Here is a 13,384-nt window from a genome sequence, read left to right as displayed (position 1 = left end):
AGTGCGTCCCGGGTGCTACTGGATGAGCTTGCGCTCGCGCAGCGTGGCCAGGGCCTCCTCGAGGATGGCCTTGCCGTCGGCGTCGGACCGGCGCTCCTTCACGTAGGCCAGGTGGGTCTTGTAGGGCTCGACCCGCGGCGGGGCCGGCGGGTTCGCCTCGTCCTGGCCCGCGGGGAAGCCGCAGCGCGGGCAGTCCCACGTCTCAGGGATGCTCAGACCCGGCTCCTCGGCGAAGCTCGGGCGGGTCTGGTGGCCGTTGGCGCACCAGTACGAGACGAAGACGCGAGGAGCGGCGTCGCCGCGCTCGGCCTCCCCCATGGGTCCGGCGCCGACTCGGCTGCCGCGGATTGCGTTGCCACCTGCCATGGTCAGTTGTGCCTTTCAGCGTTCAGTTCAGTCAGCGTCACGTCAGGCGGAGAAGCGCTCGATGAGCCCGAGGCCCACGATGCAGGCGAACCACACGACCGCCACGGCCACCGTGAAGCGGTCGAGGTTGCGCTCGGCCACGGAGGAGGAGCCCAGCGAGGTCGACATGCCGCCACCGAACATGTCCGACAGGCCGCCGCCCTTGCCCTTGTGCAGGAGGATCAGGAGGGTCAGGAACAGGCCCCCAATGACCAGCAGCACCTGCAGGCCAATCTTTACGGCTTCCACGCGTTTCCCTTGTCCGTCGACGTCTGTGTCTCGCCGCACCACGAAGTGCAGCACGGGTCAGAATACCTGCTCACTCCCGAGCGGCCGAACGTCGGGCACCGGCGCGCCGGGCGCCCGGGCAGCGACGTCAGCGCACCGGAGCCCGCACCCGCTCGGCTCAGGAGGTCTTCATGTGGTCGCGGTAGCGGCAGATCGAGGCGAACTCCTCCGCGACGATCGACGCACCGCCGACGAGGGCGCCGTCCACGTCCTCCTCGGCCATGATCGCCGCGACGTTGGCGGCCTTGACCGAACCGCCGTACAGCACCCGCACGCCGTCGGCCAGGTCGCCGGAGTACAGCTCGGCGAGCTTGGTGCGGATGGCCGCACACACCTCTTGGGCGTCCTGCGGCGTGGCGACCTCGCCGGTGCCGATCGCCCACACCGGCTCGTAGGCGACGACCATCGTCCTGGCCTGCTCGGCGGTGACGTCCTTCAGGCCGGCCTCGACCTGCGCCAGCACGTGGGCCACGTGCTCACCGGCCTGCCGCACCTCGAGCCCCTCGCCGACGCAGAAGATCGGGGTGAGCCCGTGCCGGTACGCCGCCTTGAGCTTGGCGTTCACGACCTCGTCGGTCTCGTGGTGGTACTCGCGCCGCTCGCTGTGGCCGACGACGACGTAGGTGCAGCCGAGCTTGGCGAGGAACGCGCCAGACACCTCGCCGGTGTAGGCGCCGCTGTCGTGCATGCTCAGGTCCTGCGCCCCGTGCTTGAGCTGCAGCCGGTCACCGTCGATGAGCGTCTGCACGCTGCGCAGGTCCGTGAACGGCGGCAGCACGGCCACCTCGACGACAGCGAAGTCGTGCTTGCCGTCCCGCAGGGTCCAGTCCAGCTTCTGCACCAGGTGCGTGGCCTGCAGGTGGTCGAGGTTCATCTTCCAGTTGCCCGCCATCAGGGGCGTGCGTCCTGCCGGGGTGGCAGCCATGGGACTCCTTGTCGGTGTGGGTGCGGCAGCCGTGTGCGTGCCGCGCTCGCGCGGTCGGTGTGCCGGTGGGCCGGGCCGTGCGCGGCCCGGCCCACCGGTGCTGGTCCAGTTGCGGCGGCTCAGTCCTCGTCGAGGACTGTCAGTCCGGGCAGCTCCTTGCCCTCGAGGTACTCGAGGCTGGCGCCGCCACCGGTCGAGATGTGGCCGAACTGGTCGTCGTCGAAGCCGAGCTGGCGCACCGCGGCAGCCGAGTCGCCGCCGCCCACCACGGTGAGGGCTCCCTTCCGGGTCAGCTCGACGAGGGCCTCCGCCACGGCCGCCGTGCCCTCGGCATACGGCTCCATCTCGAACGCGCCCATCGGGCCGTTCCAGAACACCGTCCTGCAGTGCTTGAGCTTCTCGGCGAACAGGAACCCGGACTCCGGTCCGATGTCCAGGCCCATCCGGTCGGCGGGGATGGCGCCGGCGGGCACCACCTGCGGGTCGGCGTCGGCCGAGAACTCGGTGGCCGCGACGATGTCGACCGGCAGGACGATCTCGACGCCCCGCTCGTGGGCCTGGTCGAGGTAGCCCTTGACCACCTCGACCTGGTCGGCCTCGAGCAGGCTCTTGCCCACCTCGTAGCCCTGGGCCTTGAGGAAGGTGAACACCATGCCGCCACCGATCAGGAGGCGGTCAGCGGTCTGCAGCAGGTTGTCGATGACACCGAGCTTGTCGGACACCTTCGCGCCACCCAGCACCACGGCATACGGACGCTCCGGGTCCTTGGTGAGGCGCTGCAACACCCCCACCTCGGTCTCCACCAGACCACCCACGGCGTGCGGCAGGCGCCGCGCGACGTCGTAGACGGAGGCCTGCTTGCGGTGGACGACGCCGAAGCCGTCGGAGACGAAGACGTCTGCGAGAGAGGCGAGCTCGTCGGCGAAGGCGCCGCGCTCGGCCTCGTCCTTGGACGTCTCCCCCGCGTTGAAGCGCAGGTTCTCCAGCAGCACGACGTCGCCGTCACCGGCCGCCTCGACGGCCGCCTTGGCAGAGTCGCCCACGGTGTCCTCGGCGAACCGGACCTCGCGACCGAGCACCTCGCCGAGCCGCTTCGCCACCGGGGCGAGCGAGTACTTCGGCTCGGGGGCACCATTCGGGCGGCCGAGGTGCGCGCACACGATGACGCGTGCGCCCGCCTCGCAGAGGGTCTGGATGGTCGGCGCCGACGCGCGGATGCGGCCGTCGTCGGTGATGGTCTGGCCGTCGAGCGGCACGTTGAGGTCGGACCGGACGAGCACCCGCCTGCCGCGGAGGTCGCCCAGGTCAGCGATCGTCTTCACGCTCGCCGCGTCCCGCTTCAGAGGGACTGGCCGACGAGCAGCGTCAGGTCGATGAGGCGGTTGGAGTAGCCCCACTCGTTGTCGTACCAGCCGACGACCTTGACCTGGTTGCCGATGACCTTGGTGAGGCCGGCGTCGAAGATGCACGAGGCCGGGTCGGTCTCGATGTCCTTGGAGACGATCGGGTCCTCGGTGTAGACGAGGATGCCCTTCAGCGGGCCCTCGGCGGCGGCCTTCACCGCGGCGTTGACCTCCTCGACGGTGGTCTCGCGACCGGCCTCGAAGGTGAGGTCGGTGGCGGATCCGGTCGGGGTCGGCACGCGCAGGGCGTAGCCGTCGAGCTTGCCCTTGAGCTCCGGCATGACCAGGCCGATCGCCTTGGCGGCACCGGTGGAGGTCGGCACGATGTTGAGGGCTGCGGCGCGGGCGCGGCGCAGGTCCTTGTGCGGGCCGTCGTGCAGGTTCTGGTCGCCCGTGTAGGCGTGGATGGTGGTCATCAGGCCCTTGACGATGCCGAACTCGTCGTGAAGGACCTTGGCCATCGGCGCCAGGCAGTTCGTCGTGCACGACGCGTTGGAGATGATCGTGTGCTTCTCCGCGTCGTAGGCGTTGTCGTTGACGCCCATGACGACGGTGACGTCCTCGTTCTTCGCGGGCGCGGAGATGATGACCTTCTTGGCGCCGTTGTCGACGTGCACCTTGGCCTTGGTGGCGTCGGTGAAGAAGCCGGTCGACTCGATGACGACGTCGGCGCCCAGGTCGCCCCACTTGAGGTTGCTGGGGTCCCGCTCGGCGAAGGCCTTGAACGACTTGCCGTTCACGGAGATCTCGGTCTCGGTGGAGGTCACGTCGCCGTCGAGGCGGCCGAGGATCGAGTCGTACTTGAGCAGGTGCGCCAGGGTCGCGTTGTCGGTGAGGTCGTTCACCGCCACGATCTCGATGTCGGCACCCGACGCCTGCACGGCCCGGAAGAAGTTGCGGCCGATGCGGCCAAAGCCATTGATCCCTACGCGAACAGTCACTGTTCCTCAGCCTTCCGAATGGACGGTGTGCCGCGATGTCGTACGGCAGCGGGTCAGCTCCGACCCTATTGGATGCCGCAGGGCCGGGGACACCGGGTCCGCGGTACGAGCGGGTAGTCGGGACCTTCGGCACCAGAGGTCAGGACAGGCGTCCCACCCGACCCTGCCGCACCTTTGTCGGGTCACCCGATAGGGGCAGGGAAACGCGGAGGTCAGGCGTCCAGCATGTCGGCCGTGAGGTTGGCATCCGTACCCGGGATGCCGAGGTCCTGCGCCCGCTTGTCGGCCATCGCCAGGAGCCGGCGGATACGGCCCGCGACGGCGTCCTTGGTCATCGGGGGCTGGGCCAGCTGCCCGAGCTCCTCGAGGCTGGCCTGCTTGTGCTCCAGGCGCAGCGACCCGGCCTCGCGCAGGTGGTCGGGCACCTCGTCGCCGAGGATCTCGAGCGCCCGCTGCACCCGCGCGCCCGCGGCCACCGCGGCCCGGGCGGAACGGCGCAGGTTGGCGTCGTCGAAGTTGGCGAGCCGGTTCGCCGTCGCCCGCACCTCGCGGCGCATCCGGCGCTCCTCCCACGCGAGGACCGCGTCGTGCGCCCCGAGCCGCGTCAGCATCGCGCCGATGGCATCGCCGTCGCGGATGACGACCCGGTCGACACCGCGCACCTCACGGGCCTTGGCCTGGATGCCGAGCCGGCGGGCGGCACCGACGAGGGCCAGGGCCGCCTCGGGCCCGGGGCAGGTCACCTCGAGCGCCGAGGAGCGGCCGGGCTCGGTCAGCGAGCCGTGCGCCAGGAAGGCCCCCCGCCAGGCGGCCTCGGCGTCGCACGCCGCCGCGCTCACGACCTTGGGCGGCAGGCCCCGCACCGGTCGTCCGCGCACGTCGATGAGCCCGGTCTGGCGGGCCAGTGCCTCGCCGTCCTGCACCACCCGCACGACGTAGCGGCTGGTCTTGCGCAGGCCACCGGCAGCCATCACGAGCACCTCGGTGGAGTGCCCGTAGAGGTCGGTGACGTCGCGGCGCAGCCGGCGCGCGGCGTTCGCCGTGTCGAGCTCGGCCTCGACGACGATCCTGCCGCCCACGATGTGCAGGCCGCCCGCGAAACGCAGGGTGGATGCGACCTCCGCCTTGCGGCAGCACGGCTTGGTCACCTCGAGCCTGCTCAGCTCGTCCTTCACCTTCGCGGTCATCGCCATGGCGTCATCCTGTCACCCTTGTCCACTACGTCCGTTCCCCCGCATCCGCTGCCGTGCTCCCCGTGACCGACCCGCTCAGGCACCGAGGATGTCACGGTACGCCGCCGCCAGGCGGAGCGAGTCGTGGTGCCCCGGGTGGCGCCGCTTGGCCACCGGCGCCACGACGACGTCGGCCCCGAGCCGGGCGGCCGCCCTGCGCAGGGCGGCTTCGTCGTCGACCGCTCCCGGGTCCGCGAGCACCACGTCGAGGCGCAGCCTCGGGGCGTGGTCGGCCAGCGTCTCGAGGTGGTTGGCCGCGGAGAAGCCGGCTGTCTCCCCCGAGTGCTCCACGTTGAGCGTGAGCAGCCGGCGGGCACTGGTGTCGTGCAGTGCCGCGCGCAGCGCGGGCACCATCAGGTGCGGCATCACCGACGTGAACCACGAGCCGGGGCCCAGGATGACCCAGTCGGCGTCGCGCACGGCTTGCACCGTCGCGGGCGGCGCCGGCGGGTCGGCGGGCTCCAGCGCGATGCTGCGCACCCTTCCCGCGGTGCCGGCGACGGCGACCTGTCCCCGCACGGTCGTGACCTCGTCGGGGAGCGCCGCCTCGTGGCCCTGCACCACTGCGGTGATCTCGAGTGGCACCGCCGCCATCGGGAGCACCCGCCCGCGTGCGTTGAGGAGCCGGCCGACCAGGTCCAGCCCCGCCACGGGGTCGCGGTTGACCTCCCAGAGGGCGACGATCAGCAGGTTCCCGAGGGCGTGGCCCCCGACCGGGCCGTCGCCGCGGAAGCGGTGCTGCAGCACGTCGCGCCAGGTGTGGCCCCACTCCGAGTCCTCGCACAGGGCGCTCAGGGCCATCCGCAGGTCGCCCGGCGGGAGCACGTCGAACTCCTCGCGCAGCCGCCCGCTCGACCCGCCGTTGTCCGCCACCGTGACCACGGCGGTGATGTCGTCGCTCACCAGCTTCAGCGCCGACAACGACGCTGATAGCCCGTGCCCGCCGCCGAGCGCCACGACCGCCGGGCCGCTCACTCCTGCCCCAGGTCGCGGTGCACCACGAACGTCGCGACGTCCGGGGAACCCAGCGCCACGGCCAGCGCCTCGGACATCGCGACCGAGCGGTGCTTGCCGCCCGTGCAGCCGATGCCGATGGTGACGTAGCGGCGCCCCTCGCGGATGTAGCCGGCCGTCACCGGTCGCATGAGCTCCACCACGCGGTCGATGAACTCGGCGGCGCCGTCCTGGGCCATGACGAACTCCGCGACCGGGGTGTCCTTGCCGCTGAAGTTGCGCAGCTCCGGGATCCAGAAGGGGTTCGGCAGGAAGCGCATGTCGAAGACGAAGTCGGCGTCGAGCGGCAGTCCGTACTTGAAACCGAACGACATGAGGGCGATCCGCACCTTGGGCCCGCCGGGCTCCGCGAAGACCTGGGTCATCTTCTTGGCCAGCTGGTGCACGTTGAGGCCCGAGGTGTCGACGACCACCTGGGCGTCGGCCCGCAGGTCCTGCAGCAGGTCTCGCTCGCGCACGATGCCGTCGAGCAGCCGGCCCTCGCCCTGGAGCGGGTGTGGCCGTCGCACGCTCTCGAAGCGCCGGACCAGGGCCTCGTCGCTCGCGTCGAGGAAGACGAGGTTGGGCTGCCACCCGCGCTCGCGCAGCTCGGCCAGCGACTCCTGCAGGTGGGTGAAGAACCCCCGCGCGCGCACGTCCACGACCGCCGCGATGCGCGTGATGGGGGTGGTGCGCTCCGACGTCGACGCCAGCTCGGTCAGCGGCACGAGCAGGTGCGGCGGCAGGTTGTCCACGACGTACCAGCCGGAGTCCTCGAGCACGTTGGCCGCAGTGCTGCGCCCGGCCCCGCTCATCCCCGTGACGATGACGAGCTCGAGGGGTGTCGGGCTGGGCTGCGCGGGCTCGGCCTCTGCCTCAGGCACTCGGCTGCTCCTCGTCGTCGTCCATGACCTCGCCGGTCATGAGGTTCACCGCGGGCGCGGCGGGGGATGTTTGGGACAACTGTGCCGCAATGGTGCCCGCCAGCGCAGGTCCGATGCCGGAAACGGCCTGGAGATCCTCCGCGCTGGCGGCCCGGATCTTCTTCACCGAGCCGAAGTGCCGCAGCAGCGCCTTGCGCTTGGCCTCACCCAGGCCCGGTATGCCGTCGAGCGCGCTCGTGGTCATGGCCTTGGACCGGCGCTGGCGGTGGAACGCGATGGCGAAGCGGTGCGCCTCGTCGCGCACCCGCTGGAGCAGGTAGAGCCCCTCGCTCGTGCGCGGCAGGATGACCGGGAAGTCCTGGCCGGGAACCCAGACCTCCTCCAGCCGCTTGGCCAGTCCCACGACCGCGACGTCGTCGACACCGAGGGCGTCGAGGGCCGCGCGGGCCGCGTTCACCTGCGGCAGGCCACCGTCGACGACCACGAGGTTGGGTGGGTAGGCGAAGCGCCGCGGTCGCCCGGTGTCCGGGTCGACCCGCTCCCCCACCCCGCCGGAGGGCTCGCCGTTGTCGCGGTCCGGGCCGAGCTCGATGTCCGACGCCTGGTCGCGGTCCTCGAGGTAACGCTGGAACCGGCGGGTCAGCACCTCGTGCATGGCCGCGGTGTCGTCGACCGTCCCGCCTTCCGTGGCGCCGCGGACGATGAACCGGCGGTACTCGGACTTGCGGGCCAGGCCGTCCTCGAAGACGACCATGGAGGCCACCACCTGGGTGCCCTGCACGTGGCTGACGTCGAAGCACTCGATGCGCAACGGCGCCTCGGGCAGGTCGAGCGTCTCCTGGAGCTCCTGGAGGGCCTGGCTGCGAGCGGTGAGGTCACCGGCCCGTGCGAGCTTGTGGCGCGCGAGCGACTGCTCGGCGTTGCGCCTGACCGTCTCCATCAGGGTGCGCTTGTCGCCCCGCTGCGGCACCCGCAGCTGCACCTGGGAGCCCCGCAGGCCCGTCAGCCACTCCACGACGGCCTCGAGGTCGGGCGGCAGCACCGGCACGAGCACCTCGCGGGGCACGCCCTCGCCCGACTCGCCGCCGTAGACCTGCTGCAGGAGGTGCTCGACGATCTCGGGCACCGACTCTGCGTCCTTCTCGGCCACCCAGCCTCGCTGGCCGCGGACCCGGCCGCCCCGCACGTGGAACACCTGCACCGCGGCCTCGAGCTCGTCGTCGGCGAGGGCGAAGACGTCGGCGTCGGTGCCGTCGCCGAGCACGACCGCCGACTTCTCGAGGGCCTTGTTGAGAGCCCCGATGTCGTCGCGCAGCCGCGCGGCCTGCTCGAACTCCAGTGCCGCCGAGGCCTCCTGCATCCGGCGCTCGAGCCGCTTGACGAACTTGGTGGTGTTCCCCGCCATGAAGTCGCAGAAGTCCTCGGCGATGGCGCGGTGCTCCTCGGGGGTGACCCGACCGACGCACGGCGCCGAGCACTTGTCGATGTACCCCAGCAGGCAGGGCCGGCCCACCTGGCCGGCCCGCTTGAACACCCCGGACGAGCAGGTGCGCATCGGGAAGACGCGCAGCATCAGGTCGAGCGTCTCCCGGATCGCCCAGGCGTGGGCGTACGGGCCGAAGTAGCGGGTGCCCTTGCGCTTTGCCCCGCGCAGGACCTGGGCGCGCGGGAACGGCTCGCCCAGGGTGACGGCGAGGTAGGGGTAGGACTTGTCGTCGCGGTACTTGACGTTGAACCGCGGGTCGAACTCCTTGATCCAGGAGTACTCGAGCTGCAGCGCCTCGACCTCGGTCGAGACCACCGTCCACTCGACGCTCGCGGCCGTGGTGACCATCGTCGCGGTGCGCGGGTGCAGCGCGCTGAGGTCCTGGAAGTACGACGACAGGCGCGGCCGCAGGGACTTGGCCTTGCCGACGTAGATGACGCGGCCGTCGCGGTCCCGGAACCGGTAGACACCCGGGTCGACCGGGATCTCGCCCGGGGCGGGGCGGTAGGTCGACGGGTCAGCCACGCCCCCACTCTAGGAGGCCGCGCCGACGCCCCCGGCACGGCCTCCCTGCCCCCGACGGGTCAGGAGACGGTGATGCCGTCCCCGGTCACCGACACGGTCTTGCGGGGCAGGGCCTTCGCGGCCGGACCCTGCTTGACCTCTCCCGTCGCGATGTCGAACTTGCTGCCGTGGCAGCCACAGTTGATGGTGCCGTCCGAGACGTTGGCGACGGTGCAGCCCTTGTGCGTGCAGACCGCGGTGAACGCCTTGAAGTCCCCTTCGGTCGGCTGGGTGATGACGACCTTCTGGTCGGACAGCACCTTCCCGCCGCCGACCGGGATCGTGGCCTTGGAGATGGCGTCCTTGATGGCGCTGGACGCGGCCGCCCCGGCGCTCGAGGCGGCATCGCTGGCGATGTCCTCCGCGGCGCCGCAGGCGGTCAGCGCCACGGCGCTGCCCGCGACGCCCGCGGACAGCAGCACGGCCCGGCGGCTGCAGCAGGCGGCGACCCCCGCCTCGGTCTGGTTGTCGGAGCTCATGGCCTCGGTCATGGCAGCGCGGACCTTTCGTCGGGGTGCGCCCTCATCAGTGGGCGCCGGTGGCCGCGAGTATGCCGTGTGCACCCTGAACAGGACCTGTGACGGTGCCGCGGAGGGCCTGTGGGTGCCCGGAATAAGCAGGCCGGAGGTTCTCTGGCGGCGTCGTGACGACGGTTCGGGTAACGACACGGTCACCAATATTCGCCGGGTTCTTACGTCCGCCGCTCCTGAGTGTCTAGTGTTCAAGTCACCCCCCGCGGGGTGCCCAGTGTGTGCTGCGTGTGCGCACCCAAGTGACTCAGGAGGAGTCTTGCGTTCCCTGATAAAGATTGGCGCGCCCGTCGTGGCCGCCGCATTCGCGCTGAGTGCCTGTGGTGGAACCACGACCTCCAGCGACAACGCTGCTGGTGGCGACAAGGCGTGTGACCTCAAGATCGGCTTCTTCGGCGCCCTCACCGGCGACGCAGCCAACCTCGGTATCAACATCAAGAACGGCGCCGACCTCGCGGTCAAGCAGTACAACGAGAAGAACGCGGACTGCAAGGTTCAGCTCGTGACCTTCGACAGCCAGGGCGACCCCTCGGTCGCGCCCGGCCTGGCGCAGAAGGCCGTCACCGACAAGAAGCTCGTCGGCGTCGTCGGCCCGGCCTTCTCCGGTGAGTCCAAGGCTGCCAACCCGATCTTCGACAAGGCGGGCCTGAACATCATCACCGCCTCTGCGACCAACCCGGCGCTGTCCGAGAACGGCTGGAAGACCTTCCACCGCATCCTCGGCAACGACGCCACCCAGGGCCCGGCCGCCGCGAAGTACATCAAGGACATCCTGAAGGCCGAGAAGGCGTTCGTCATCGACGACTCCTCGGAGTACGGCAAGGGCTTGGCCGACATCGTCCGCAAGGACCTCGGTGGCCAGGTGGCCGGCAACGACGCCGTGCAGCAGAAGCAGACCGACTTCTCCGGCACCGTCACCAAGGTGACCGCGTCGAAGGCGCCCGCCGTCTTCTTCGGCGGCTACTACGCCGAGGCCGCGCTGCTGGTCAAGCAGCTGCGTTCCGCCGGCTACAAGGGCACCTTCGTGGCCGCTGACGGCGTCAAGGACGACGGTTTCATCAAGGCTGCCGGCAGCGCGGCCGACGGTGCCATCGTCACCTGCCCGTGCCTGCCCCCGGACGAGGCCGCCGAGTTCTCGTCGGCCTTCGAGAAGGCCTACGGCTCCCCGCCCGCGACCTACTCCGCCGAGGCCTACGACGCCGCGAACGTCTTCCTCGCCGCGATCGCCGCGGGCAAGACCTCCTCTGAGGACATGAACGCCTTCATCAAGGCGTACGACGAGAAGGGCGTGACCAAGCAGGTCAAGTTCGACGACAAGGGCGAGCCTGCCGAGGTCTCCGTCTGGGCCTACAAGGTCGAGGGCGGCAAGATCGTTCCGGACCAGGAAGTCAAGTAGTCGACGGGTAGCGGCCAGGACCCTCACGAGCAGGGTCCTGGCCGCTACCGTGTTCCCGTTCGGGTGACGCCACCCTCACGGCGTCCCCCGCTCCCCCAACGGAGGTCACATGGATCTGCTGGTCAACCAGTTCTGGGCGCTGACGATCACCGGTCTGGCCATCGGTGCGGTGTACGCCCTGGTCGCCCTCGGCTACACCCTCGTCTACGGCGTGCTGCGCCTCATCAACTTCGCCCACTCCGAGGTCTTCATGTGGGGCAGCTTTGCTGCCGTGTGGGTCCTCATGGCCGTGGGCGCCACGAACGCCTCCGGACTGGGTGTCGTGGGCCTGCTCGTGCTCGGCTTCGCCGCCGCCATGGCGGTCTCGGGCCTCATCGCGGTCGGGCTCGAGTTCTTCGCCTACCGGCCCCTGCGCAAGCGCAACTCCCCACCCCTGATCGCCCTCATCTCCGCGATCGGGGCCTCGTTCGTGCTCTCGGAGGCCATGGGCCTTCGCGACAAGCCGTTCTCGGCGCTGGGCATCGAGGGCCTGCAGGAGTACGTCGGTCGCCCTCGCGAGAACCTGCCCCTGCCGCGGGTCGTCGACACCGACCCCGTCTTCCCGGTCTTCAACTACAACGTGACGAACGTCGACATCCTCGTGATGGTCTCCGCGCTCATCATGATGGTGGTGCTCGACCAGTTCATGCGGCGCTCGCGCCTCGGCCGCGGCATCCGCGCCGTGGCGCAGGACCCCGAGTCGGCCGCCCTGATGGGTGTCAACCGTGACCGCGTCATCCGCATCACGTTCCTCATCGGCGGCATCATGGCCGGCGGCGCCGCCATGCTGTACCTCCTCAAGATCGGGGTGACCCGCTACAACGCCGGCTTCATCCTCGGTGTGAAGGCGTTCACCGCCGCCGTGCTCGGCGGCATCGGCAACCTGCGTGGCGCCCTGCTCGGCGGCTTCATCCTCGGTGTCGCCGAGAACTACGGGTCCGCGATCTTCGGCACCGAGTGGAAGGACGTCGTCGCCTTCGTCCTCCTCGTCGTCATCCTGCTGTTCCGGCCCACCGGCCTGCTCGGTGAGTCCCTCGGGAAGGCCCGCGCATGAACGCCGTCCGCAACTTCTTCCACTCGACCCGCGTCCGGCTCGGCAAGCTGCCCAAGTGGGCCCAGATCGTCCTCTGGCTGCTCCTGGTCCTGCTGGTCTACCTGCTGCCGATCATCAACCCGCCGCTCATCACCACGACCGACTCCGACTTCGCCTCGGTGCTCTTCTCGTGCGCGATGTACTCGCTCGTGGCCATCGGCCTCAACATCGTCATCGGCTACGCCGGCCTGCTCGACCTCGGCTACGTCGGCTTCTTCGCCGTCGGTGCGTTCACGGTCGGCGTGCTGACGTCGGCCCACGGCACGGTGTCGCTGCTGCTCGCCTTCCCCGTCGCGATGGCGGTCACACTGGTCTCGGGCGTCCTGCTCGGCGCCCCCACCCTCCGCGTGCGCGGTGACTACCTGGCCATCGTGACCCTCGGCTTCGGCGAGATCATCCGCCTCGTGCTGCTCAACACCGAGTGGCTCGGTGGCGCGTCCGGCATCGCCAACATCCCCTCGCCGCCGAGCTGGGCGATCTTCGAGATCCCGCACATCACGTGGGAGGGCCTGACGGCCTACGTCGATCTCGAGACCACGACCACGTTCCTCGAGTTCAGCGTCGTCGACGCCGTGCCGTTCTACTGGCTCGCGCTCACCCTCGTGCTCGTCGTGCTCTTCCTCGACTGGCTCATGCAGAACTCCCGGGTGGGCCGTGCGTGGGAGGCCACCCGCGAGGACGAGGACGCCGCCGAGCTCATGGGTGTGCCGACGTTCCGGTTCAAGCTGCTGGCGTTCGCCACCGGCGCGGCCATCGGCGGTCTGTCGGGCGCCCTCTTCGCCACCCGGCAGGGCTTCATCAATCCTGACAACTTCTCGATCATCTACTCGGTGCTCTTCGTCGCCATGGTCGTCGTCGGCGGCCAGGGCAACCGCTGGGGCGTCGTCGCGGCGGCCGTGCTGCTCATCTGGCTGCCCGAGAAGTTCCGCTTCCTCGCAGACGGCCGCTACCTGCTGTTCGGCCTCGCGCTGATGGCGCTGGCCATCTTCCGCCCGCAGGGCCTGCTGCCTCCCAAGCGCAGCGTCCGGGCGAAGCAGGCCGAGGAAGAGGAAGCCGAGATCCTGGAGGAGGGACACGCCCATGCCTGAGACCACGCCCGAGAACCCGGTCCCCCGTCACGACGGCCCCCTCGGCGCCACCCGGCCCGAGGACGTCAGCGAGACCCCCGACACCTCGGTCGACATCAGCGTCGAGGAGGTGGCGCA

The 13,384-nt window shown here is 70.3% G+C and carries 13 protein-coding genes; 3 read left to right on the top strand and 10 right to left on the bottom strand.

The features are described from left to right. Positions 1-15 precede the first annotated feature (15 nt). The 10 genes from P0Y31_RS06075 to P0Y31_RS06030 all read right to left on the bottom strand — a co-directional run bounded on the left by P0Y31_RS06075 (position 16) and on the right by P0Y31_RS06030 (position 9,600). Positions 16-366, bottom strand: a complete 351-nt coding sequence (locus P0Y31_RS06075; protein ID WP_275807892.1) for an RNA polymerase-binding protein RbpA — start codon at positions 364-366, stop codon at positions 16-18. Between the two features lie 42 nt (positions 367-408). After that, positions 409-654 carry a preprotein translocase subunit SecG gene (secG, locus tag P0Y31_RS06070; protein WP_275807895.1) on the bottom strand — a complete coding sequence of 82 codons (246 nt, stop codon included), beginning with the start codon at positions 652-654 and terminating at the stop codon, positions 409-411. Positions 655-811: 157 nt separating this feature from the next. Next, positions 812-1,618 (bottom strand): triose-phosphate isomerase, encoded by an 807-nt coding sequence (gene tpiA, locus P0Y31_RS06065; RefSeq protein ID WP_275867375.1) that lies wholly within the window; start codon positions 1,616-1,618, stop codon positions 812-814. A 119-nt stretch (positions 1,619-1,737) separates the two neighbouring features. After that, positions 1,738-2,940 carry a phosphoglycerate kinase gene (locus P0Y31_RS06060; RefSeq protein ID WP_275867372.1) on the bottom strand — a complete coding sequence of 401 codons (1,203 nt, stop codon included), beginning with the start codon at positions 2,938-2,940 and terminating at the stop codon, positions 1,738-1,740. Between the two features lie 17 nt (positions 2,941-2,957). Then, on the bottom strand, positions 2,958-3,962 hold the full coding sequence (gene gap / locus P0Y31_RS06055; protein ID WP_275867370.1) for a type I glyceraldehyde-3-phosphate dehydrogenase: 1,005 nt from the start codon (positions 3,960-3,962) through the stop codon (positions 2,958-2,960). Positions 3,963-4,174: 212 nt separating this feature from the next. After that, positions 4,175-5,155: a DNA-binding protein WhiA gene (gene whiA, locus P0Y31_RS06050; protein ID WP_275867367.1), complete on the bottom strand. Its 981-nt coding sequence runs from the start codon at positions 5,153-5,155 to the stop codon at positions 4,175-4,177. A 75-nt stretch (positions 5,156-5,230) separates the two neighbouring features. Further along, positions 5,231-6,169 (bottom strand): uridine diphosphate-N-acetylglucosamine-binding protein YvcK, encoded by a 939-nt coding sequence (gene yvcK / locus P0Y31_RS06045; protein ID WP_275867364.1) that lies wholly within the window; start codon positions 6,167-6,169, stop codon positions 5,231-5,233. Beyond that, the gene (rapZ, locus tag P0Y31_RS06040; RefSeq protein ID WP_275868875.1) at positions 6,166-7,002 is read right to left on the bottom strand and encodes an RNase adapter RapZ; all 837 of its coding nucleotides are present in this window, start codon (positions 7,000-7,002) and stop codon (positions 6,166-6,168) included. Before rapZ ends, yvcK begins: the two co-directional genes overlap by 4 nt. A 61-nt stretch (positions 7,003-7,063) precedes the next feature. Further along, positions 7,064-9,082, bottom strand: a complete 2,019-nt coding sequence (uvrC, locus tag P0Y31_RS06035; protein ID WP_275867362.1) for an excinuclease ABC subunit UvrC — start codon at positions 9,080-9,082, stop codon at positions 7,064-7,066. A 59-nt stretch (positions 9,083-9,141) separates the two neighbouring features. Beyond that, a complete protein-coding gene (locus P0Y31_RS06030; RefSeq protein ID WP_275867359.1) occupies positions 9,142-9,600 on the bottom strand; it encodes a Rieske (2Fe-2S) protein in 459 nt (152 codons plus the stop codon). A 343-nt stretch (positions 9,601-9,943) separates the two neighbouring features. Here P0Y31_RS06030 and P0Y31_RS06025 point away from each other — a divergent pair, with 343 nt between their 5' ends. From P0Y31_RS06025 to P0Y31_RS06015, 3 genes are all read left to right on the top strand, one after another. Next, positions 9,944-11,047 carry a branched-chain amino acid ABC transporter substrate-binding protein gene (locus tag P0Y31_RS06025; RefSeq protein WP_275867356.1) on the top strand — a complete coding sequence of 368 codons (1,104 nt, stop codon included), beginning with the start codon at positions 9,944-9,946 and terminating at the stop codon, positions 11,045-11,047. 109 nt (positions 11,048-11,156) lie between these two features. Continuing rightward, positions 11,157-12,140 carry a branched-chain amino acid ABC transporter permease gene (locus P0Y31_RS06020; protein ID WP_275867354.1) on the top strand — a complete coding sequence of 328 codons (984 nt, stop codon included), beginning with the start codon at positions 11,157-11,159 and terminating at the stop codon, positions 12,138-12,140. Beyond that, the gene (locus P0Y31_RS06015; RefSeq protein ID WP_275867352.1) at positions 12,137-13,267 is read left to right on the top strand and encodes a branched-chain amino acid ABC transporter permease; all 1,131 of its coding nucleotides are present in this window, start codon (positions 12,137-12,139) and stop codon (positions 13,265-13,267) included. Before P0Y31_RS06020 ends, P0Y31_RS06015 begins: the two co-directional genes overlap by 4 nt. Positions 13,268-13,384: the final 117 nt, after the last annotated feature.

Source organism: Knoellia sp. 3-2P3, from assembly GCF_029223115.1.
In the GTDB taxonomy this organism is placed as follows: Bacteria; Actinomycetota; Actinomycetes; order Actinomycetales; family Dermatophilaceae; genus Pedococcus_A.
This window is presented reverse-complemented; position numbering and strand designations above follow the sequence as displayed.

Coding starts and splice junctions, on each gene's coding strand:
- P0Y31_RS06075 (WP_275807892.1), bottom strand. CDS start 366: ATGGCAGGTGGCAACGCAATCCGCGGCAGCCGAGTCGGCGCCGGACCC.
- P0Y31_RS06020 (WP_275867354.1), top strand. CDS start 11,157: ATGGATCTGCTGGTCAACCAGTTCTGGGCGCTGACGATCACCGGTCTG.
- tpiA (WP_275867375.1), bottom strand. CDS start 1,618: ATGGCTGCCACCCCGGCAGGACGCACGCCCCTGATGGCGGGCAACTGG.
- whiA (WP_275867367.1), bottom strand. CDS start 5,155: ATGGCGATGACCGCGAAGGTGAAGGACGAGCTGAGCAGGCTCGAGGTG.
- P0Y31_RS06030 (WP_275867359.1), bottom strand. CDS start 9,600: ATGAGCTCCGACAACCAGACCGAGGCGGGGGTCGCCGCCTGCTGCAGC.
- P0Y31_RS06015 (WP_275867352.1), top strand. CDS start 12,137: ATGAACGCCGTCCGCAACTTCTTCCACTCGACCCGCGTCCGGCTCGGC.
- rapZ (WP_275868875.1), bottom strand. CDS start 7,002: ATGAGCGGGGCCGGGCGCAGCACTGCGGCCAACGTGCTCGAGGACTCC.